This window comes from Streptomyces sp. NPDC002088 (assembly GCF_040296605.1).
Lineage (GTDB): Bacteria > Actinomycetota > Actinomycetes > Streptomycetales > Streptomycetaceae > Streptomyces.
Genome location: NZ_JBEOXO010000030.1, coordinates 48,260 through 70,136, shown reverse-complemented (window position 1 = coordinate 70,136; position 21,877 = coordinate 48,260). Strand labels below are relative to the sequence as shown.

13 protein-coding genes are annotated in these 21,877 nt (G+C 69.2%); 6 read left to right on the top strand and 7 right to left on the bottom strand.

The window, feature by feature from the left end; all coding sequences use genetic code 11:
* Positions 1-26: 26 nt before the first annotated feature.
* From ABT114_RS41655 to ABT114_RS41640, 4 genes are all read right to left on the bottom strand, one after another.
* Positions 27-3,290, bottom strand: coding sequence for an amino acid adenylation domain-containing protein (locus ABT114_RS41655; protein WP_351149981.1), 3,264 nt, complete (start codon positions 3,288-3,290; stop codon positions 27-29).
* Positions 3,291-3,304: 14 nt separating this feature from the next.
* Positions 3,305-5,908, bottom strand: a complete 2,604-nt coding sequence (locus ABT114_RS41650) for a Pls/PosA family non-ribosomal peptide synthetase (protein ID WP_351149878.1) — start codon at positions 5,906-5,908, stop codon at positions 3,305-3,307.
* A 604-nt stretch (positions 5,909-6,512) separates the two neighbouring features.
* Positions 6,513-6,842, bottom strand: coding sequence for an antibiotic biosynthesis monooxygenase family protein (locus ABT114_RS41645; RefSeq protein ID WP_351149875.1), 330 nt, complete (start codon positions 6,840-6,842; stop codon positions 6,513-6,515).
* Between the two features lie 221 nt (positions 6,843-7,063).
* Complete coding sequence (locus tag ABT114_RS41640; protein ID WP_502988488.1) at positions 7,064-7,384, bottom strand: hypothetical protein; 321 nt, start codon at positions 7,382-7,384, stop codon at positions 7,064-7,066.
* A gap of 407 nt (positions 7,385-7,791) precedes the next feature.
* Here ABT114_RS41640 and ABT114_RS41635 point away from each other — a divergent pair, with 407 nt between their 5' ends.
* From ABT114_RS41635 to ABT114_RS41620, 4 genes are all read left to right on the top strand, one after another.
* Positions 7,792-9,420, top strand: coding sequence for a M6 family metalloprotease domain-containing protein (locus tag ABT114_RS41635; RefSeq protein WP_351149873.1), 1,629 nt, complete (start codon positions 7,792-7,794; stop codon positions 9,418-9,420).
* 9 nt (positions 9,421-9,429) lie between these two features.
* On the top strand, positions 9,430-9,735 hold the full coding sequence (locus tag ABT114_RS41630) for a hypothetical protein (protein WP_351149871.1): 306 nt from the start codon (positions 9,430-9,432) through the stop codon (positions 9,733-9,735).
* Between the two features lie 177 nt (positions 9,736-9,912).
* Entirely contained in the window at positions 9,913-10,557 is a 645-nt protein-coding gene (locus tag ABT114_RS41625; protein ID WP_351149869.1) for a DUF7019 family protein, read from the top strand.
* Between the two features lie 5 nt (positions 10,558-10,562).
* Positions 10,563-11,273, top strand: a complete 711-nt coding sequence (locus tag ABT114_RS41620; protein ID WP_351149866.1) for a hypothetical protein — start codon at positions 10,563-10,565, stop codon at positions 11,271-11,273.
* A gap of 151 nt (positions 11,274-11,424) precedes the next feature.
* On the opposite strand, the gene ABT114_RS41615 is transcribed toward ABT114_RS41620, so the two are convergent.
* The 3 genes from ABT114_RS41615 to ABT114_RS41605 form a co-directional block, all read right to left on the bottom strand.
* A complete protein-coding gene (locus ABT114_RS41615) occupies positions 11,425-12,669 on the bottom strand; it encodes a protein kinase domain-containing protein (RefSeq protein WP_351149863.1) in 1,245 nt (414 codons plus the stop codon).
* Complete coding sequence (locus ABT114_RS41610) at positions 12,666-16,385, bottom strand: WD40 repeat domain-containing serine/threonine protein kinase (RefSeq protein ID WP_351149860.1); 3,720 nt, start codon at positions 16,383-16,385, stop codon at positions 12,666-12,668. The genes ABT114_RS41615 and ABT114_RS41610 overlap by 4 nt, the downstream gene beginning before the upstream one ends.
* 229 nt (positions 16,386-16,614) lie before the next feature.
* On the bottom strand, positions 16,615-17,325 hold the full coding sequence (locus tag ABT114_RS41605) for an alpha/beta fold hydrolase (RefSeq protein WP_351149858.1): 711 nt from the start codon (positions 17,323-17,325) through the stop codon (positions 16,615-16,617).
* A gap of 252 nt (positions 17,326-17,577) precedes the next feature.
* On the opposite strand from ABT114_RS41605, the gene ABT114_RS41600 reads away from it, so the two are divergent.
* The gene (locus tag ABT114_RS41600; protein WP_502988487.1) at positions 17,578-18,360 is read left to right on the top strand and encodes an AraC family transcriptional regulator; all 783 of its coding nucleotides are present in this window, start codon (positions 17,578-17,580) and stop codon (positions 18,358-18,360) included.
* Positions 18,361-18,435: 75 nt separating this feature from the next.
* Positions 18,436-21,849, top strand: a complete 3,414-nt coding sequence (locus tag ABT114_RS41595; protein ID WP_351149852.1) for a LodA/GoxA family CTQ-dependent oxidase — start codon at positions 18,436-18,438, stop codon at positions 21,847-21,849.
* The last annotated feature ends 28 nt before the right edge of the window (positions 21,850-21,877 follow it).

Below are 21,877 nucleotides of genomic sequence, written 5' to 3'. Positions count from 1 at the left end.
GATTCCTTTCGGTTGCCGCTCGGGGCTCAGGGGGAGGCCGGCAGTTCGGCGGCACCCAGAACGGCTTGTGCTGCTGCGGCCGGGCGGGTGCGCAGGAAGTAGTGGCCGCCGTCGGGGAGTTCGTGCAGGTCCACGTGTTCGGCCAGGAGCCGCCAGTCCCGGTGGCGGTCGGGGAACTCCGTCGTGTTCGGGTCGTCGCCGGCGACGACCACGGTGACCGGCGCGGACAGCTTCACCGCGGGCGGGCTTTCCATCGCGTCGGCGAAATAGCGGTGTGCGGCCACGCAGTCGTTCCGGTAGGCGGCACCGATGTGTTCGACGTGCTGCGCATTCAGCTCACCGAGCTCCGTGTAGCCGCCGTCCGCGCTCAGTTTCGCGGCGATCTCGGCGTTGGTCTGCCCCGTCAGCTCGGTGATGGCCGCGCGTCGGTCGGTGGCGGTGCCCAGCAGCTGGGCACCCAGGAACACCCGCGGGACGTCCACCCCGCGTTCCAGCAGCTTCCTCGCCGTCTCCACGGCCAGCGCGGTGCCCGAGGAGTGGCCCCAGAGCATGACCCTGGTCAGGCCGCGCCCGGTGATCTCGGCGACGACCTGCTCCGCCACCTGAGCCATCGGCGCGAACGGCTCCTCCTGGGCGGCCAGGTCGTGGCCGGGCAGGTCGACGGCATACACCGACAGGCCGCTGCCCGCCAGGGCGCCGGCCATCGGCTGGTAGTTGACCGCGTTGCCGCCGGAGTAGGGGAAGCACACCAGAGCGCACCGCGGCGCGCGGGCCGGTTCCGACAGTGGCTGGAGCAGCTCTGGGCGCCGGTGGGTGGTGCCGTCGAGGAGTGCGGCGAGGTCGGCGAGCACCGGATGGCGGGTGATGTCCTTCAGGGACAGCATGCGGTCCAGGGCGAGGGTGAGTTTCACGGCCGTCAGTGAGGTGGCGCCGGAGTCGAAGAAGTGGTCCTGGCGGCCGATGCGGTGCTCGGGAACGCCCAGCAGCTCGGCCCACGCGGCCGCGAGTTTCCGCTCGGTCGGCGTGCGCGGGGTGTGGTCGTGCTGCCCGGCGACGTCGCGGTCCGCGGTCGGTGCGGTCTGTTCGGCCAGCGTGGTCAGGGCCTTCCTGTCGATCTTGCCGTTGGCGGTCAGCGGGAGGCTCTGCTGCCAGTGAAAGGCGGAGGGCACCATGTAGGCGGGCAGCACGGCGCCCAGCGCCTCGCGCAGCGCGTCTGCCTGCAGGCACCGTCCGGTGTAGAAGGCGATCAGGTGCGTGCTGCAGGCGGCCTGCTCGGCGATCACCACCGCGCCGTCCCGCACGCCGGGGACCCGCAACAGGGTGTTCTCGATCTCACCGATCTCGATGCGGAAGCCGCGGATCTTGACCTGGTTGTCCCGGCGGCCGAGGAACTCCAGCTTGCCGCCGGGATGCCAGCGCCCCCAGTCGCCTCCCAGGTAGAGCCGCTCCCCCGGCCGGAACGGATCGTCCCGGTAGGCCTCGCGGGTACGTTCGGGATCGTTGACGTACCCCCGGCCCACGCACACCCCGGAGAACGCGATCACTCCCGGGGCACCCAGCGGCACCAGTGACAGGTGTTCATCGACGACGTGGACACGCACGTTGTTGATCGCGCGCCCCAGCAGCACCCGTTCCGGCACTCTGTCCATGACCTCGTGGTTGGTGTCGTCCGAGGTCTCGGTCAGCCCATAGGCGTTGACGAGCTCGATCCCCGGCTGGATCGTGAACCAGCGCTGGACCAGCTCCCGCTTCAACGCCTCACCGGTCACCGACACACGGGTGAGGTCGGGCAGTTCGCGGGGGTGCTGCTCGAGGTACGACACCACCACCTCCAGGTAGGAGGGCACGACCTGCGCCACAGCCGCCCGGCCACGGACAAGTGTGTCGACGAACCGCTCCACGTCGACGATCGCTTCCTGCTCGACCAGCAGCGTGCGTCCGCCCACCAGCAGCGCGGCCAGCAGCTGCCACAGCGAGATGTCGAAGCACTGCGGGGCTGTCTGCGCCACCACCTGGCCCTGGCCGATTCCCAAGTCGTCGATCTTGGCGTAGAGGTGGTTGAGCATGCCCGCGTGCTCGCACATCGCCCCCTTCGGCTCGCCGGTGGAGCCCGAGGTGAAGTAGATGTAGGCCAGCTGGTCGGCCGCGACCGTCACTCCGACGTCGGCTTCGTCGTGCTGTTCCGCGTACGCCGCCTCGACCAGCAGTTTCTCGACCTGCGGAAGCGTGTCCAGTGCCTGATCGAGGGTGTCGGTGCTGCCGGATTCGGTCAGCACGAGTCGGCATCCCGCACGTGACAAGGTCGCCGCGACACGTCCCGCCGGCAGGTGAGGCTCGATCGGCAGGTACACGCCCCCGGCCTTGAACACCGCCAATACCGCGGCGAGCCAGTCGAGATGACGTTCGGTGACCACCCCGACCACGTCTTCTGAGCCGAGCCCTCGCGCCAGCAGGGCCCGTGCCAGCCGGTTCGCGCGCGCATTGAGTTCCCCGTACGTCCACTCGCGCTCGCCGTGGACGGCTGCCACGGTCTCCGGATGCGCGCGCACCCGCTGCTCGAACAGCTCGTGCACCCGTCCTTCCGGGAGCGCCCGGCGCGGCCCGGCCAGACCGTCGAGCTGATGACGCACCTCCTCGGCCGACAGCAGGCTCTGCCGCGCGTGCCCGGCATCCGCATCAGCCGCCATCAGTCCCAGCGCGGCGAGGTGGTAGCCGGCGATCCGGGCCGTGCACTCGGCGTCCAGCGTCTCGGTGCGATACCGCAACCGGACCACCAGCCGCCCGCCCCGGTCGGACCAGCCCACCCCCAGCACCACGTCCTCAACCAGCCCGCTCCCGGTCCCTGTAGGGTCGAACACCACCTCGTACGACGGCCCGGTCACCCCCAGCTCCCGCCGGAGCGCGCCGACCGGAAACTCCCGGTGCGCCAGCACCTCCGCCTCCGCGCGATGAGCGCTCATCACCAGTTCGCGCCACGACTCGGATGCAACGGTCAGCAGGCAAGGCAGGGGACCGCCTCCAGCCCCGTCGGCGTACCCCGTCACCACCTCCTGCTCACCCGACAACGCGGCCAGCACTTTGGCGTGGGCGGCCAGCAGCACCGCGCTCACCGGTACCCCCAACTCCCCGGCCAGGCCCCGCACTTTGCCCACGACGTCGGCCGGCGCCTCGGCTTCGTACTCGGCCACTCCCGCCACCGGTTCCGGCACCCACCGTGGAACGGAGGTGAATCCACCAGTGGTCAGCACCCGGCTCCAGAACTCCCGGTCCGCCTCCACGTGCGCTCCCATTCGCATGGCCTTCCTCAACTCGCCGTCGCCGCGGCGTCGCTTGCCGAAGCTGTTCCTGGTGCCCATGCCGAACGGACGCCACCGGCCTGATCGGGGGCATCGGGCATTTCAGCGGCGGGGTTTCCTCCCCACCATGCGTTCGGGGGGACTTCCTCGCCTTTCATGAGGAAGGAATCGGGTGCCAGCATCGCGCCGTCACTCATCGTCACGCCGTAGTGCACGTGCGCGCCGACTCCAAGGGTGCAGCCGACACCGAGCGTGGTCCGGTCGGACTTGAAGGTGCCGTCCTCCTGCGAGTGGCACTGGATCTTGCTGCCGGCATTGAGCGTGCAGTCGTCCCCGACCGTCGTGAGTGTCCGCTCCGTCATATAGCAGCCGTCGTCGAAGACCCTGCTGCCCATGCGGACACCCAGCAACCGCCAGATCACGTTCTTGAAGGGGGTTCCGTTGAAGGCGTCGAGGTAGTGGTCGGGCACCTTCCACAGGCGTTCGTGTCGCCAGAAGTACGGGTCGTAGATGGAGCGCAGCTGGGGTTGCAGCGTGCGGAACGACATGACACAGCGCTCCACCAGGACGAAATAGAGAGCCGTGAACGCGAGGCTGAGTGCCAGATACGCGGCAATCACCACGTGTCCGAGCACCCCGTACAGGCCGGCGGAGACGAGACCGAGCGCCGTGAGCACAAAGGTGTGCAGCCACCGCACGAACAGAAAGAGGGCCATCGTGCGCATGTTGTAGCGGTTCTTGGCCGCGAGGCTGCGGCTTAGTTCGTCGCCGGTCCTGAGATGGTCGAAGCGGGAGTCGCGCTCCACCGACCGGGGAATCTCGAAGCACGGCGAGCCGAGCAGCCCGACATCTTCACGGATCTCACCGTCGAGGGGAATCATTACCTTCGTCGCAAGCAGGCAGTTCTCACCCGTCCTGCCCCCCGCGGGATAGGCGATGTTGTTGCCGAGAAAGTTTCGCGGTCCGATCGTCGTTCGAGACGCCCGGAAGGATGTGCTCGAGAAGTCCGCATTGACGATGGAGAGTCCGTCCGCCACCATCGTGCCGCTGCCGACAGAAACCAGATACGGGGTCTCGTGCTGCACTTCCGTACCGAAGTTGGACCCGGTCTGCTCGACGTGGGAAAGATCGTAGCCGAGGCCGCGCAAGTAATGGACGATGTAGGAGCTGTCGCCGAAGAGCCAGGCGAAGAACTTGATGTTCGTGATGCGGGCTACGGCCCGCTGCGTGGCGTAGTGGAAGCCGTAGAGCGGATATACCTTGTCGGGCTTGATCGCCAGATTCATCAGGCGCGGAACGGTGAAGAGCACGGCGAGGCCCACGACGACGAATCCGAAGAAGAGCGTGAGAGATACGGCCAGTGCGTCGATGGGGAGTTCCCACGAAGTGATTTCGGGCGCGTCCGGGCCCAGTCGCCTGCCGAGCGCCGGAACCTCGGTGAACAGCATGTACACGCCGCCGACCGTCAGGGGTATGTACACCAGGAACAGCTGAAGCAGGGTGACGAGTCCGAACCAGGCCCGGCGCGGGGTGCCGCACCTCGCCGGCGCGACCCTCACATAGTCGATCTTCGTGGGCTCTGCCGGGCACCCGTGCCGTTGCTCGCCGTCCGGGATCATCTGGCCGCGGTACAGGGCGGATGCGTGGCCGAGTTGAGCTCCGTCGCCCATCGACGTGTCGATGTCGAGGACGGTCTTCTCACCGATGAACACATCCCGGCCGAGCGTGATCCGGCCTGCCTGGATACGCCCTGAGTGCGCCCGGTAGCAGAGGAAGAACGAGTCCTTGCGGATCACCGTACCGGCACCGATCGTCAGCAGGTCGGTGCAGACCGGGACGGAGTGGGAGAGGATCGTGACCCCCTTGCCGATGCGCGCGCCGAGCGCCCGCAGGTACAGCACGTACAGCGGATTGCCGACGAAGAAGATCATCGGATTGGCGTGGAGCAGTACCTTGACGAGCCAGAAACGCAGATAGGTCAGACCCCAGACGGGGAACTCGCGGGGTCTCCAGCGGCCGATGAGAATCCATTTGGCCATGACCGGGAACATGCACAGGACGACGAAGCCGATGCCGCCGAAGAGGAGCGATCGCAGATAGATGTCCGCCAGACCTGAGCCGGTGGCGATCCACTCGTAGCCGCGGGCGGTGACAAGTCCGGTGACAAAGGAGTATCCCAGGAAGATCAGCAACTGGATTGTTCCGCAGAGAACATAGTGCTGCGTGCTCGCCGGGATCACCGGATCCTGCGCCGGATTCGCCGCTGACGGCGACGTCGGGAGCGACGAGTCGGCAGGAGCGGGAGGGACGTCCGCGAGAGCTGCCGCCAGACTTCTGATCGTGGGATGCCGATAGATGTCCTTCATGGACGCAGACGGCAGATCCGACCGTTTCCTGACCCGTGCACAGAATTGAGCCATGACCAAGGAGTTGGCACCGAGGTCGTCGAAGAAGTGGCTGTCGGCCGGAACGTATTCGACGGACACGACGTCAGCCAGTACTTCCGCGAGTTTCTTCTCGGTGTCTGTCGTCGTCGGGCCGGCGCCGCTACGCCTGACGGCAGCTGCTTTGTCCGTCCCGGACATAAATACGTCGGAGGACTGCTCTACCATTTGTCCTCCTGGAGGACATTTCGATGACCACTGGCCATGGGTGGCCGGTCCGGTGTCCTCGCGCTCCGGAGATTGACCCTCCGGGCCTTCTCGAATGCCGCGAGGCCGTGCGCTCTTACTGATCACGAAACCGTGAGCTTCAGTTTCGGCCGATCACCGTCAGGCTGCCACTCCGAATCGACAGCAACGAAACGACAATAGTGCTCGAGGGGCCGGTATTCCTTGGTTCCCCGCACCGCCGGCGTAAGCCACAGATCACCCGGATGGCGGTCCATCCGGCAAGGCAGGGCGCGGGAAGCAGGGCGCGGGAAGCAGGGCCCATCGTGGCGCGGGGGCCGGCCGTCGGCGCAACCCCGACGGCGGCCCCCATTTCGGCCTCTTCCATAGCAGTCCGCGGGCCGGACCAGGTTCCGACCGGGTTCCAGTCCGGGGCGATCACTGCAAGCGCGGCTTCCCGCCCGGGTGATCGGCCGGCGCACCCGGGCGGCTGTCATCCGCGGGGGCCAGAGCGCTACGGCCGCATCGGCAACGTCGACGGCAGCCTCCACGACGTCAGCGCCGAAGACACTCGCCCGCCTGCGCTCTGTCGTCCGCGACGACCTGTCTACGCGCTCTTCGGCGCGGCCTGCTGCACGACCTCGAAGGACCACAGCGTGGAGCCGCTCGCTGCCGGCTTGGGGCGCTCCCCGCCCTCCACACCACCGCCCTGGTGGGCCGCCTTCATCGGGCCCTCCATCCAGGCCTGGAAAGACTCCTCGTCACGCCAGCGCGTGTAGACGAGGTAGTCGTCGGTGCCTTCCACCGGCCGGAGGAGTTCGAACCACTCGAACCCGTCAGAGTTCTCCACGGCATGGGCGCGAGAGGCGAAGCGCTTCTCCAGCGTCTCCCGCTGCTCGGCGGGAACGGTCAGTACGTTGATCTTCACTACACTCATGGCCCCATCCTGCCGCACGGCAGCCGGCAGACGGGGAGCGGCTCGCACCGTCACCGTCCCGGCCGCTCTCAGTGCGCTCCGCGCCCGCGGCTACGCGAACGCCTCGCCGACAAACGCGGCCAGTTGCGTCAGGCCGAGGCAGAGGTCGACGCCCACTCCGCCGCACGCGGCCCACCAGGGCCCGGTGAGCCACGGGCGGTGCCCGGGTTGGCCCCTGGGAGTCACATCGCGTGGTGGAGCCAGCGCTGGAGGGAGGCATTGACGCTGTCGGGCAGGGCGCTGAGCTGCTCGATGGCTTCGCGGTCTTCGGGATGCGGCGGGATGCCGGCCGCGGTCAGGACCGCGTGCAGGTCCAGCCGCCGCTGGTCACGCGGACCGATCAAGAGGTTGAGACGCTGGGCAGGATGGGGCGGAGGCAGCAGATAGTCCCCCTCGCTCTCCTGTGAGCCGGTCGTCTCCCACGCGCAGGATCCCATCTCGTCGCAGGCGTAGGGGTCGACGAAGGTCTGGGCGATTCCACGCTCGAAGTCAGCAGCTCTCAACGTGGCCTCCTCATCCGGGGGTTGCGGTTCTGCAGGACAGGAGAGACGTCGCGCCAGGGCTGGTTGCAGTATGAGCCGCGCACCACGCCAATGGAGCCATCGCCAGCTCATCCGCCAGTCAGACAAACCTCCAGCCGAATGTCAGCGGCCGGTCCGCGTGAGCGCCGGTCGAGTTGCCGGCCAACTGCTCATGCGCAACACCGTATTTACGGTGACTGCGGAGCGGGCGGGGAGGGCGGGGAGGGCATGGGTCGGCCCCGTCTTCCATGAAACCCCGGGGGGAGCCCGTCCGCATCTGCTCGGCCGCTTGATCCGCGTTGCGGGTGTCGTACAGACATGCGTCACTGGCCGGAGAAACAACCAGAAAACCCTTTTTGGGAGGAACAAGCATGGTTGATCCTCGTACAATGCGGAATTCCGCGGTGGCCGTGTGGTCGGAGTTCTGCGCCATCGCCCCCAGCCCGGAACTGCGCGAGAGGATGCGGCAGGAACTGGAGCGGGTCCGAAGCGAGTCGGACCTGGCGAGTACGTTCCGCCTCGGTGGCGCTCCCCGCGCTCTCGGCTTCAACGACGGCACCATCATCCCGCCCAACGAGTTCCCTCCTGGCACACCGTACGAGGCCATCCGCTCCACGGCCGCCGCCCGCTCGCCGCTGACCGGCGCGGTACGGGTCGTCGTCGTCCTGGCGGACTTCCAGGACAAGCCGATGACCGCGGACAAGGAACACTTCGAGAAGCTCTTCTTCTCCCTCGGCGAGCTCCCGCACGGCAGTGTCCGGGACTACTACCGCGAAGTGACGCACGGTCTGGTGGACATCGTCGGCGAGGTCATCGGTCCCGTCCGGATGCCTCAGAAGCTCTCCTGGTACGCCAACAACAACTTCGGCATCGGCCGCCCGACGGGGCAGGCGCGTGCGCAGATCATGGCCCGGGATGCCGCCGTCACCGCCGACCCCCTCGTCAACTACGCGCCGTACGACAACGACGGCAACGGATTCGTCGACGCCTTCATGGTCGTGCACGCCGGCGCGGGTGGCGAAGCCACCGGCAACCCGGGGGACATCTGGTCGCACAAGTGGGTCCTGCCGAGCGCGTACAACGCCGACGGCGCCCGGATCTACGGCTACCTCACCATCCCCGAGGACGCCAAAATCGGGGTCTGCGCACACGAGTTGGGGCACCTGCTGTTCGGCTTCCCCGACCTGTACGACGTCGACGGCTCGTCGGAGGGGGTCGGCAACTGGTGCCTGATGGGAGCCGGTTCGTGGGGAGGGGGCGGTGACATTCCGACGCACCCGTCGGCGTGGTGCAAGATCCAGCAGGACTGGGCCAAGCCCGTCAACGTCACGAGCGACGGGACACTGTCCATTCCCGACGTCAAGAACAGCTTCGAGGTCCACCGACTGTGGACGGACGGCCTGCCGGGGAACGAATACTTCCTGATGGAGAACCGCCAACGCACCGGGTACGACGCCTCGTTGCCCGCCGCCGGCCTGATGCTCTGGCACATCGACGAAAGCCAACAGGACAACACGGACGAGACCCACTACATGGTGGGCCTGGTCCAGGCCGACGACCGGCGCGACATGGAGTGGGCGGCGAACCGTGGTGACGACGGCGATCCCTACCCCGGGAGCACCGGCAACACCACGTTCAGCCCGTCCAGCAAGCCCAGTTCCCATTCGTACGCCGGGGCCCCGACCGGTGTCTCCATCACGGACATCTCGGCGCCGGCCGCCACGATGACCGCGACGGTGTCGGTCTCGGCAGCGGGCGCCGTGCGCGCTCCACTCCGTGCCGCGGGCCGGCCCGAGGCAGAGCCGGTACCGGGGCTGGTCGAGACCATCCACGAGCTCCACAAGCGGCTCGCCTCACTCGAGCGCGCGGTGGCGAACTACCCCTGGGAGGGTGCCGAGGCCTTCCTCCAGGAGAGCCTGACATCCGAGTTCAGGGGTACGACGAACGGCCCGAAGCCCCTTGCCAAGTCGGGCAATATGAAGGGCGGGTACCGGCACGAAGGCCCGCCTCACCGGTGACCGTCGACCATGGTGCAGGCAATCGACAACCGCACTGATCTGACCGCACGGCTGGTCGGGACGGAGCCGCATCCGCGGTTGACGGGCTGGGACCAGGCGGAAGTGGAAGTGCTCGACGCGGAGCCGGTGCCCGGCTACGCCGACCTGCTGTCGAGGAACGTCGGGCAGCGCCTGCTGCTCGCCGTGCCCAGCAGGCTCCTGGCGGACGCGGTGCCGGGGTCCGTCATCCGTGTGCGGGCCAGACTGGCGACGGGTGAGGCGATGGCCGAGAGCAGGCCGACCCCGGGCACCTTCGCCGTCGAACCGCCGCCGTGAGGACGCGCGTGAAGGAGGGGCCGAACCCTGTTCGGCCCCTCCTTCCTACCCCCGAAAATGAACACACTTTTGCATGCACTTTGGCGTTGGGCAATACCCCTGGCGAATCACATGCTGCGTACACGCAGCGCGACAGGGAGTAACATCGGTGGCCGGTGTGGCGGGGAGGGGGTCGGGGTGTCGTTTCGCTATTACCTGTACGTCAGCGACGCGAAGGTCGACATGCTGCTGTCGCAGATCGCCCCGGGATGGGCGCGCAAGCGTGTCACCGAGGTCAACTTCGACCTGAAGATGGTGGGTGCCAAACGCACCGTCGAGGCCGCGGGAGCGGACCGCTTCGCCCGACTGGAACGGGTGATGCGGCATCTGGAGGACCACGGCGACCTGGGCGACGTGGACGAGCCCGGGCAGTACGTGCACGGCGTGCTGCCGATGCAGTGGGGCGCCATCGGCGATGGCGGCACCGTGTACTTCGGCGGGCGCGGCGAGCGGACGATCGTCGGGCTGGGCGGCTCGACGGCGCACGTAGTGAGCACTCAGCCGGCCGAGGGCCTGTCACAGCACCGGCTGAGCGGCTCCGTCATGCCGATGATGCTGGACCAACTGGCCGCCCTGGCCGCCGGGGACACCGTCACGACCGATGTCGACGACGCGCTGACCACGGCCATAAGGGCCAACTCCGCGCTCCGCGGCCCCGCACAGAGGGTCGAGTTCGTGGCGAAGCGGATGCTCTACGGGCCCTGCCCCTACCCCGAGTTGTACCCGGGGCAGGACATGGCGGTACTGCTCGGCAGTCCCCTCTTCGTGGCGCTGGCCGAATGAAGCCGATGTCGTCACTGATCGACGCGGCGACGGGCGTCATGCTGGAGTTGGCGATGCACCCGCTCACCCTCGACGTCGACGCCGACGGTACCCGGCTCCTGGCCATGATGGATGAGTACGCGCTGCTCACGCGCAGCCGGGGACCGTACAGTCCGGACAACCTGCCGCCCGAGGCGCTGGACACGGCTGACTGGGTGATGCTCCGCTGGTCCTTGAAGCCGCAGCCGCAGCGGCCCGAGTTCACCATCGAGGGCGGCGGGACGTGGCCGACTCTGGCGGTGCGGTTCCCCTCCGCGCAGGTGTTCGTACGATACGTGGTGCCGGAGGCCGTGCCACCGGAGCTTTACGTGCCCGACCCCGGCAACGTGACGCTCAGCGGCGACCTCCGCATGGCACTCAAGCAACTGGCGGACTCGCTGCGTGCCGCCGGCCGGCACCTCGGCGGGGAGCCGCCCGTCACGCTGTCACTGAGCTATCCCGACGATCCGGACCACGAGAGGCACGTGGCGTCTGCCCACGAGGACTTCCGGGACGCCTTCCCGCCGGTCATCGCCACCGTCGACGTGGACCGCAGCAGGTGCTCCCGCGAGCAGCGGGCCGCGCACGACGAAGCCCTGCGCGAGGTGACGTACTCGGACCAGCGGGTGGAGCGGCTGGGCGATACAGGATTCACCACCCGCCTCGGCTTCGCCTGCCTGCGCGACGGCGGGACCTGAGCCGAGCCAGCGTCGAGGCGGACTGCACACACGGGACCCGCAGCCGCAGCGGCCGACCCACCCTGCAGATACGGTCGCCCCGGCGTACAGACAGGGCCGACCGGCCAGTGCGGGCGCCCCGGTTGCCCCGCCGTCGGCCGCTACCGCCAGCTCAGGTGACGTCCCGCAGCGCCAGGGCCAGTTCGTCCGCCGTGCGGATCGTGATGTCGGGGGTGTCGACCAGCGCCTCGTCGATCACGTTCGCCAGCCGCGACGGGATCGACGGCTCGCGGTCCCTGATCCGTGTCACGGGTTCGCGGAGCGTGACCGCGATCGGGTCCTTGTTCGGCGGGAAGTCGCGCGGTGTGGCTCCGGTGAGCATCCAGTACAAGCAGGCCGCGGTCGCCCACACGTCCACCTCGGGCCCGGCGTACTTGTAGCCGACCAGCTGCGTCCGCGCCGTGAACGGGATCGTCCCGCCCAGCGCTCCGGTCCGGGTGTGGCCGGACAGACCCGCGCGCTCGAACGCCTTGGCCAGCCCGAAGTCGGCGAGCTTGACCACGGGGTGGCCGTCGGACCCCGTCCCCGCCAGCAGGATGTTGGCCGGCTTCACGTCGCGGTGCACCAGCCCACGCGCCGGGGTCATCGCGTCGTCGGGCTGTCGCGGGGCGGGCAGCACGGCCCGGTGGGCGTGCGCGAGACCCGCCAGGACCTGCCGGACGACGGACAGTGCCCCGGCCACGGGCACCCTCCCGCCGTGCTGCTCGGCCAGCCGTTCGAGGTTGCCGCCGGGACAGTACTCGGCGGCGAAGTAGAAGGTGCCGTGGTCGTCGCCGCTGCCACGGAACTCGACGATGTTCGGGTGGCGCAGTGCCCGGACGTTCTCGAGCTCGCGCCGGAAGGCGAAGCGGGCGTTGTCATCGGCCCGCCGGGTGGCCGGCACCTCTTTGACCGCGACCAGCTCGCCCGTCTCCAGCCGGCGTGCCAGGTGGACGACTCCCTGAGAGCCGCGGCCCAGTTCGCGAACGAGTTCGTAGCCGGGGATGTCCGACGGCACGGAGGAGGCCTGTGCGTCAGGGTCCGCGTGAGGTTCGGGCCGCGGCGCCTGCGTCACGGTGATCCGCAGCCGTACGTCACCGATGCGGATCTCGTCGCCGTCTGCCAGGGGCCGCTCGGTGAGCCGGCCCAGCCGGTCGTCGTTGACGTGCGTGCCGTAGCTGCTGCCCAGGTCCCGCACCAGCAGCCGCGGCGGGTCGACGTCCAGTCGGCAGTGCCGCCGGGACACGCTGCGGTGCCGGTCGGGGACGCGGATGGCGCAGGCGTCGGACCGGCCCACCTCGCAGGTCGTCGGCTCGGCGAAGACGTAGTCCTGAACTCCTGTGCCGGTGTGCACCGAGACGGTCACCCGCGTTGTCACCGGTCGTCGGCCCCCTCGGGCGTGAAGTCGTAGTCGTAGTCGAGTTCCCACAGCCGGATGCCCGGCCGGTAGTCGGCCGACACCAGGTTGCGGCCGTCGGTGCCGAACATCAGCAGACAGACGGAGGCGGGATGGCCCTCCAGGGTATGCGCGCGCTGCCCCGTCCGCACGTCCCACACATGCAGCGCGCGGTCGGCGGCCGTGACGACGTGGCGCCCGTCCGCGCTCACGTCGAACACGGAGGCCCTCGCGGGCAGTTCGCACACGGTCCGGCCGGTCTGCGTCTCCCACACCTCCACCGTGCCGATGCCGCACGTCGCGGCGACACGCCCATCGGCACTCAGGGCGAACCCTTCGGGGTACACCTCGCGCTCGTACAGCAGTCGGCGGGAGCGTACGTCCCACGCGGACAGCCGCAGGCCGGTGCTGACGAACAGCCGTCCGCCGTCCGGGGCGAACCGCAGCTCCGGATTGCCGAGTTCGAGGGGGATCGTGAGCAGCGGGCGCCCGTTGCGTGTGTCCCACAGCCGGCCGGTGCGGTCCTGCAGACCGGCTGACACGGCGTACCGTGCGTCGTGAGTCAGCCGTACGAGGGCTACCGGGCCCTCGTGCGCCACCATCGTGCGGCCGCGGTCGGCCGGGCGCAGGCGCCACAGGCACAGGGCCCCGTCCTCGTCCCCCACCAGCGCGTGCCGGCCGGCCCGGTCCATGGCGATCGCCTTCACCGAGCCGTTGTCGCCGTACAACTGGCAGCGTCTGGTGCCGCTTTCGAGGTCCCACAGGTGTGCGGTCCCCTCCCAGTCCGCGGTGACGGCGAGGCGACCGTCCTCGGCGACCAGCACGGTGTGGGTGTTGGCCACCCGTTCCGGAAAGGTGTGCAGGTGCTGCCCCGTCTGCAGTTCCCACACCCGGACGCGGCCGAAGGCACCTGGGATCACGGCCAGTTCACCGTCGGGGGTGAGGGCGAGAGTGGCCTGCTGGCCGAGGGCCTGGCGGCCGCTGAGGTCGTAGCGCTGCCAGATGCTCAGCAGATCGGTGCGTCTGCCGGCCGCTCGGCCCACCTCCTCCCACAGTCGGCGCAGTCCGGGATGGCGCTCGAAGCCGGGGACGGCGCGTGCCGCCCGTAGTTGCTCGGCGGCCGCCACGGCGTTGCCCTGGTCCGCCAGCGCCTCGGCCCGCTCGACGATGCGCTCGACCTCCGTCTCGCGCTGGGCGAGGGCGGCCGCGGTGCGGGGCTGTGCGTAGTGCCATGCGGCACGAAACCCGCCTGGAGGCAGGTGATGGATCTGGATGCCGCCGTACTGGTCACCGAGGACGGCGACCCGCGCGTCGCCGCTGAGGGCCACACAGGTCAGGGGCAGCGGCGCGGTGAAGCCCGGCATGGGGTCGGGCAGGAGCCGGGTGCCGATCGTGCGCAGGCAGCGGCCGGAACGCAGCTCCCAGATGCGCAGCGGCTGCTCGCTGCCGTCCTTGGGGATCGAGGCGGCGACCGTGGCGTCGCCATTCAGCGCCACCCGGACGTAGTTGCCGATCTGGTCGGGCACGGTGGCACGGATCCGGTCGGTCGCGCACTCCCAGATGCGCGCCGCGTCCGTCTGGAAGCCGGTCAGCAGGGCGTACCGGCCGTCGGGGCTCAGCGCCACCCGGTCGATGCCCGTGTTGTGCATGTCCGCGGACTTGACCAGCCGGTGCAGCGGCCGGGCGCCGGCCACGTCCCAGGCGACCACGCTGCCGTCGTCCGGTGCCGCCGAGACCGCCACTCCCCCGTCCTCGCTGAGGGCGAGGACGGGCACCTTGGCGGGCCGGTGGTGGATCTCGGGCAGCACCCGCCTGGTCGCGGGGTCCAGCTTCTGGTACGACGACGGCGGGTGCTCCAGCGTCCGCAGCAACCGGCCGCCCCGCGCGTCCCATACATCCACCCGGCCGGTCGCGTACGCCACGGCGGCGCCGCCGGAACCGTTCAACGCGACCGAGGTCACTTCCGGCCCGTGATCGCCGAGCCTGCCCAGCAGCGTGCCGCTCGTCAGGTCCCACAGTTCGACGGGTCCGTACCTGTGCCCCGCAAGCCCCGTACGCCCGTCGGGGGAGATCGCGACGGCGACCACCGGGACGGGGGCATGGTCGGTACCCGGCGCTTCGGCGTCCAAGGCTCCACGTGCCTCGGGCGCTTCGGGCGCCTCGCGCGGCAGCTCGTACCGGCAGCGGTGCGCAGCCGGTTCCCACACCCGGACGCGACCGTCCGCACCGCCGGTCAGCGCCACCTCGCCGTCGGCGCTGACGGCGACGGCCCGGACCGCACCCCCGTGGCCCTCAAGCCGCTGCGGTTCACGGAAGGGGCCGCGGCGGGCCAACTCCTCCCGTGCGGACCGCACTTCCGGGCCGTCCGTCGCGTCCGCGAGCAGGGCGCGGGCCGCATCGTCGTACCCCCGCTCGACCTGCACCAGACCGAGCAGACGATCCGCATCCAGGGTGGGCCCGCCCTGCAGAGCCTTCGCCGTCCGCAGCTCCGAGACGATGTCCTCGTCCGAGAGCGAGGCCTGCCGCCAGCGGTGCAGGGCCTGGTTGTAGACGGTGGGCAGGTGATGCGGGTCGATGTCCCTGGCATCGCGCCACAGGGCCTCCGCCTCCTCCACTCGGTCCAGGTCGAGCAGCGACAGCGCCTGGTTGGACAGGCCGTCGGCGAGCAGGCCCGCGGCCTGCGGAGCCACACGCGGATACGGCGTCCCGACGACGTCGGTGTAGATCTGCGCCACGGCCGCGGCCACCTCGTCCAGTCGCTGCGGGCGCCGGACCGGGTCGACCTCGAAGCACCGCCACAGCAGGTCGGCCAGCGCCGGCGGCACCTCGGGGGCGCCCGGCGCCGGCTGCCCCCACTTCAGGAAGACGTCGAAGACCTCGGGTGCCGACTGCCCGAACCGGCACGGCGGCCCGCCGACGAACATCTCCAGCACGCACAGCGCCCACGACCAGACATCGGTGGCGCGTGTGAGCGCGACGCGCGCGCCGGACACCGCGTCCGCCTGCTCCGGCGAGCAGTACGCCGGGGTCATGCCGCCGTAGCTGGCCAGCAGACTCCCCTCCGGCGGCGCGACCGAACTCTCCCCCGCAGCCGCGCGCGCACCGGCCAGCCCGAAGTCGGTGACCTTCGCCGTCCAGTCCGCGTCGACGTCCACCATGATGTTCGCCGGTTTGACGTCCTGGTGAATCAGTCCCTGCCGGTGCGCGTGGTCGATACCCCAGGCGATCTGCACCGCGAGGTCCAGTACCCGGGCAGTGCGACCGTCGCGGTCTTCGCCGTCGCGGTGCCCGTCATCGCGGTGCCCGTTGTTGCGGTCCCCGTCGTTGCGGTCCCCGTCGTTGCGGTCCCCGTCGTTGCGGACGTACAGCCGCTTGTCCCGGACCAGCTCCGCCAGCGAGCCCCCGCCCACCCACTCGGCGAACACGCAGGGCACGTCCTCGACCCGGCGTACGTACAGGCACGCGACGACGTTCGGATGCGGGCCCAGGCCGACCCACGTGCCCGCCTCACGCTCGAACCCGCTGCCACCCGCAGACGTGGCCACCAGTTCAGGGCGCGGCACCTTCACCGCGAGGTCCGTACTCCAGGAACGGTGGCGGACCCGGTACACCAGCCCCATTCCGCCGCCCTCCAGGACGTCGAGCACTTCGTACAGCCCGAGGACGACGTCCCCGCGCCGCCACTGCCCCATCGCCATGTCGCCAACCTTGCGTACCGCAAAGCAAGTTGGCAACCACGCCGCGCCGCGCTCGGGACGGTCGTAGGTAGCGTCAAGCACGTCGAGGTCTTCCCGATGGGTCCTCTACACCCCTACGCGGCCTCCCGATCTCAGCCATGCGCGCGGAGTAAGTGGCCCCCGGGGACGCCGTGGCCCCAGACGACGGCATGAATGATCGGAGGCCGGATGAACTGGGCTTGTGCGGCCCTCAATGGCAAGCCTGTCGTCTGTGCGCCGACGCATCCGCGATGCATTCGCCGAGCAGTAGTGCAGCGACCGCCTCCGGGGCCTCATGCATTGCGTCGTGGCCGGTTGGGAGGTCGTGGACCTGCCACTCGGGATCGGCTTGGAGTCGGGTGCGGAGTTCAGCGAACGGCGTCCGGTCTTCCCATCCCGAGCAGTAGACGAACTCCCGACGGGGGACCTGGGCGAGCGTGCCTGCGAGCCGGATCGTTTGCAGGAACGAGGCGAGGGGATGGGGGCGGCGGCGGGGATCGCCGCCGTCCGGCGGTCGGACGGCGTAGCCGGTGGTCGCGGCGCCGGCGGCGCACACTTCCCGGAAGTGCTCGTTCATTGACGACCACCACGACTCGCCATCGCGCGGTACACAGGCGTCGAGATGCACCAGTCGTGAGATCCGGCCGTCAGCGCGATCGGCAGCGGCGGCGATCACCATTCCGCCGTAGCTGTGGCCGACCAGTGTCGCGCCGGTGATGTGGGCGCGGTCGAGGAGCCGCAATACGTCGTCGGCGTGCGTGTCGAGGTTGGCGGTCGCGACGGTCGCATTGTCGTCGTCCGCCCGCAGACCGGTCAGGGTCAGGGCGTGAACGGTATGACCAGCACGCTCCAACAGCGGAACCACCGCCTCGAACGACCAGGAGCCCTTCCAGCCGCCGGGCACAAGAACGAACGTCGCCATGCGTTTCCCCTTCTCCCTCAAGCCGCGGCGTCGAAGCACGCTGCCTCGATGACATGTGGTTCGGTCGGGCGCTCTGCGCGACTGAAGACCACTCCGCATGGAGGAAGTGTCACCAAATCAAGGTGTGGCTTGCTACCGCTACGATGCCAACTGATGCCTGTTCACCGCCAACCTCGCCGAATCGCCGGTGTGACGTCACATGTGTGGCCCTCTGGCGGGCGCCACCTCTGGCCATCCGGCGAAACAAGCGCAGTGCAGTCGCACGCACGGGGACACCTGGTATACGCAGCCAGCGGCGTCTTGGCAGTTCACACCGAGCGCGGCACGTCGATCGTTCCCGCCAACCGGGTCGCCTGGACCCCCGCCGGGTTCACGCACTACCACCGCGCCCACGGCGACACCGATATGCGGATCGTCTTTCTCGCGCCATCCCTCGCCCGGCTCATACCAGACCATCCCGCCGTGTTCCTGGCCTCCGACCTCGCCCGCGAGGTCCTGCTCGCCCTGACCGGCCCCCGCAACTACGACGACGCCGCGCCCGACTACAGCCGCTCCGCGCGCTCTCGCCTCCTTCGAGTCCTCGTCGATGAACTCCGCGAAGCACACGAACAGCCACTGCACCTGCCGGAGCCACGGGACGACCGACTGCAAGCCATTGCCCGGATGCTGTACGAGAAGCCGGCAGACAACGCCACGCTGGCCGAACTCGGGAAGACGATCGGAGCCAGCACCCGCACCCTCAGCCGACTGTTCCGCAACGAACTCGGCATGACCTTCTATGAGTGGCGCACGCAGCTACGCATCCACCACGCGCTCGTGCTCCTCGCCGACGGCCACGACACCACCCAAACCGCCTACGCCTGCGGATGGGCCAACCCCAGCAGCTTCATCGCAGCCTTCACCGACATCATCGGAACGACCCCGGGCCGCTACCGAACCAGTCGCCAGACCACCGCCCACGCGACAAGCCAGGACCGCACGATCAGGCTCAAAGCGTTGCCCCACGACGACGTCGAGGAATGTGCCTCTCCATGACGCGCAACTAACCCGATTGCCCTTCCATCGGCGTGAAAGCCCGCTGCCGCTGTCCCATGCGGGTGTCGGATTCCGGTGTGCGTGGTACCTGCTCTGAACGTGAACATCGATGACATCGCGTACTGCGAAATCCATCCGACGCTCGGTGTCGCGCGTGTCGGGAACAGCCCTGACAAATTCTTCGTGGGACCCGAGGCTCCGGGCGTCGCCGTTCACCCGGCAAGCGGATTCAAGGACTCCGAAGGACGCGTCAAGCGCCAGGCGGCGCGCTTTCGCCTCTACGCGTACGACAAGGACCACAACGTGCTCGGCGAGGTGACCGCGGCGGAGGCGGAGGTCCGGTGGACGGTCGAGCTCGCGAACGCGAAGGCGGACTGGTTCAAGTTCAACGGCCGTTTCAACCAGTCCGACCTGCCCGCCAACCGGCGCAACGTGAAGATCGACCCGGCCGACCCGCAGGCACGCGCCGGTCTGGTCATCAGTCCCGGGCCCCGCAGTGTCGGCGGGCCGAGCACGGACGGCTCCGGCCCCCGGTTCGACACCGGGACGTTCCTCGGGACGCCCGTCACACTGGGCGAGCTGCGGACGGACGAGGCGGGACGGCTCCTCGTACTGGGCGGATTCGGCCGCTCGGAGTCCGTGAAGCGGCACAACCCCCTCGTGCACTACGCGAACAACGACTACTGGTTCGACGACACCTCGGACGGGCCGGTCACGGCGACCGTGACCGTCGGTGGTGGACGCGCCATCCCCGTCACGCCCGCGTGGGTGATCGTCGCGCCGCCGGACTTCGCCCCTGACGTCACCAACCTGGTGACGCTCTATGACGTCGCCCGTGAGGTCGCCGAAGGGGCCAACTGGCTCCCGGCGGCGGAAGAGGTGTCCTTCAGCCGCGACATCCAACCGCTGCTCGAACGCATCTGCGGCTACCGGTGGGTGAACGGCAACGCCCTGCGGGGACATGGCAAAGGCGCTCGGGGCGACTTCCTCGACGAGGACCGCCTGGCGCGCCTCGCCTCGAACGCCCCCGAGGACGCGTCGTTGCGCAACGACGTGTTCACCCGGCTGCGCACCCCTGAGGCCCAGGACGTGACCCAGGCCAACTACACGTTCATGCCCCAGCTCGCGGGCGATGGCGGCGACCCGATCGAGGGCAATCCGCGCAGGTGGATGACGCTTCTTCCAAGGCAGTACGACCGGATGCGCCGCTGGGCCGCGGGGGACTTCGCCGCCGACGGAACGAGCGGTCCCGCACCCGTACAGCTGGCCGATCTGCCCTTGGCCGAGCAGCCGCACGCGCTGGTCCGGGCCGCGCTGGAGGCGTGTGTCGGGGGACCGTTCTTCCCCGGAATCGAGATGACGTTCATCGCCGACGAGCCCACGACGTGGTCGGGCCCCTTCCGGCTGCGCGAGGGGCTGGCGCCCGGAGACGTCACCAAGTACATGGCCCTGCCGTGGCAGGCCGACTTCTACGAGTGCAACACGCACTGGTGGCCGGCCCAGCGCCCCGACGACGTCCTGCCCGAGAAGGAGTACCAGCGTCTGATCCAGTCGGCGGCAACGGCCGCCGGGGAACTGCCGGAGCATGATGTGCAGCGGCAGCCCTGGGCACGCGGCGTCGGCCTCCAGGTGGTGTACAAGCCGGAGCTGGACCGACTGCCGGGCGAAAGCGACGACGAGTACGACGCGCGGGTCCACCGCCTCTGGCAGAGGGCCCGCGACCACTCCGGCGACAACGACCTGGTCGACAAGTGGAGCACCCTGGGCTTCGTGGTCGCGCGCGCCGGCACGGCGGGCGAGACGGTGCTGGTCGAAACGGAGCGGGCCGAACAGGTAGGGCTCAGCGACCGCGAGTGGTTCTACGTGCTCCAGCACCCGGAGCGTTTCCCCGAACAGGCCAAAGCCGCCAAGACCTATGCACAGGCCGTGCTGGACCGTGCTCGGTCCGAGCAGCTCAACAATGCGATGTTCCCCCTGACGCTGCGCCCGTTCCGGTATTCGCGTGAGGCGCTCGAGTCACGTCTGGAACTCATCTACGCCGGTCTCGCGATGGACGCGGAACAACCCGACGACGGCCTGGCCCGGTTCAGCCGGAAGAGCGTCATCGAGCGGCTCCGTCAGCTCGCGCCGTTCAATCTGCTCGACGGTGCCTGGCTGCGGAACGTCACCCAGGCCGGGCCGACCAACGAGGTCCACGCGTTGCTGTTCGCCATCTGGATCGACGAGATGGGCAACGGAAACCCGGCGTTGAACCACGCCAACCTCTACTCGGACCTGTTGCACAGCGTGGGCGTGTACCTGCCGCCGGTCGACTCCTACGCGTTCGCCATGCTGCCCGAGATGCTCGACTCGGCCTACACCGTCGCCGCGTTCGAACTGGCCATCTCCCAGCACTCCCAGGAGTTCCTCCCCGAGCTGCTCGGTATGACGCTGAACCTGGAATGGGAAGTGCTGGCGCTGAAGCCGACGGTGAAGCTGATGGAGTACCACGGCATCGATCCGCAGTTCTTCACGATGCACATCGGCATCGACAACGCGGCGGAAGGGCACGGAGCCAAGGCACGCGACGCGATCGTCCAGTACCTGGAGGAGATCTACAACGAGGGCGGCGACACAGCCGTACAGCAGCAGTGGCAACGGATCTGGAACGGCTACGTGGCCTTCGCCAACACCGGAACGCTCGGCAACGACCTGGCAGAGCTCCTCTTCAACCCGCCCACCCCAGAGGCGCGGCTGACCGACCTGATCGCCCGCAAGGCGCCGTTCGCCTCGCGCAACCACGGAGCGAAGATGCTCGGCGGGACCAGAGTGAACGACTGGTTCCTCGACCCCTCCGGTCTGCTCCAGGAACTCCAGGACTCCGGACTCATCAAGCCCGGCGATCCGGAAAACAGCCCCTTCTTCGAGTTGACCACCTTCACCGGCCCCATGTACAAGGTCTTCACCGACCCCGAACTGGAGCTGTGGCGGCAGTGGACACGGTCACTCACCGCGCCTCCCGCGCAACCGGAGTTGACCCCACTGGAGGCGATGACCCGGTTGGTCGACTTCCTCCGTGCGCGCCAGGCGGGCAATCCCGCTCACACCAACGCCGTCATCACCGGCCCCGAGCCCGCCGATCCCAGCCGTACCCGGACGGGGGCGGTGGCCTGGTGGTTCACCCAGCCGACCGGCTCGCTGCTCGCGGCGATCGCGCACCCGGACAACCGGCTCGTGCAGCCCGGCCGCCCCGAGGAAAGCCCCTTCGTCACCGACCTGATCGCTCCCACGAACGCCATGGGCAGGGCCTTCGACGCGGTGGTGCCCGGTACGACCCGAACCGGCCGTGAGATCACCGTCGAGTGGATCGGCGCCGGCTGCCCACTACCGGACCTCACGCCGCCACAGAGCCGGGTCCTGCTCTCCGCGCTGGTGCCGCCCGACGGCGCCATGGCGGGAGCCGGAGGCGTCAGCCTGCCGACGGTCCACGGAATGGGCGCAGTCCACTGATGCTCCCTTGCGCCCGGTCGCAGACCTG

What these genes read in the sequence shown, in the direction of transcription:
- ABT114_RS41605 (WP_351149858.1), bottom strand. Translation starts at nt 17,325, where the DNA reads ATGGCGACGTTCGTTCTTGTGCCCGGCGGCTGGAAGGGCTCCTGGTCG.
- ABT114_RS41635 (WP_351149873.1), top strand. Translation starts at nt 7,792, where the DNA reads ATGCGGAATTCCGCGGTGGCCGTGTGGTCGGAGTTCTGCGCCATCGCC.
- ABT114_RS41620 (WP_351149866.1), top strand. Translation starts at nt 10,563, where the DNA reads ATGTCGTCACTGATCGACGCGGCGACGGGCGTCATGCTGGAGTTGGCG.
- ABT114_RS41650 (WP_351149878.1), bottom strand. Translation starts at nt 5,908, where the DNA reads ATGGTAGAGCAGTCCTCCGACGTATTTATGTCCGGGACGGACAAAGCA.
- ABT114_RS41630 (WP_351149871.1), top strand. Translation starts at nt 9,430, where the DNA reads ATGGTGCAGGCAATCGACAACCGCACTGATCTGACCGCACGGCTGGTC.
- ABT114_RS41655 (WP_351149981.1), bottom strand. Translation starts at nt 3,290, where the DNA reads ATGGGAGCGCACGTGGAGGCGGACCGGGAGTTCTGGAGCCGGGTGCTG.
- ABT114_RS41645 (WP_351149875.1), bottom strand. Translation starts at nt 6,842, where the DNA reads ATGAGTGTAGTGAAGATCAACGTACTGACCGTTCCCGCCGAGCAGCGG.
- ABT114_RS41610 (WP_351149860.1), bottom strand. Translation starts at nt 16,385, where the DNA reads ATGGCGATGGGGCAGTGGCGGCGCGGGGACGTCGTCCTCGGGCTGTAC.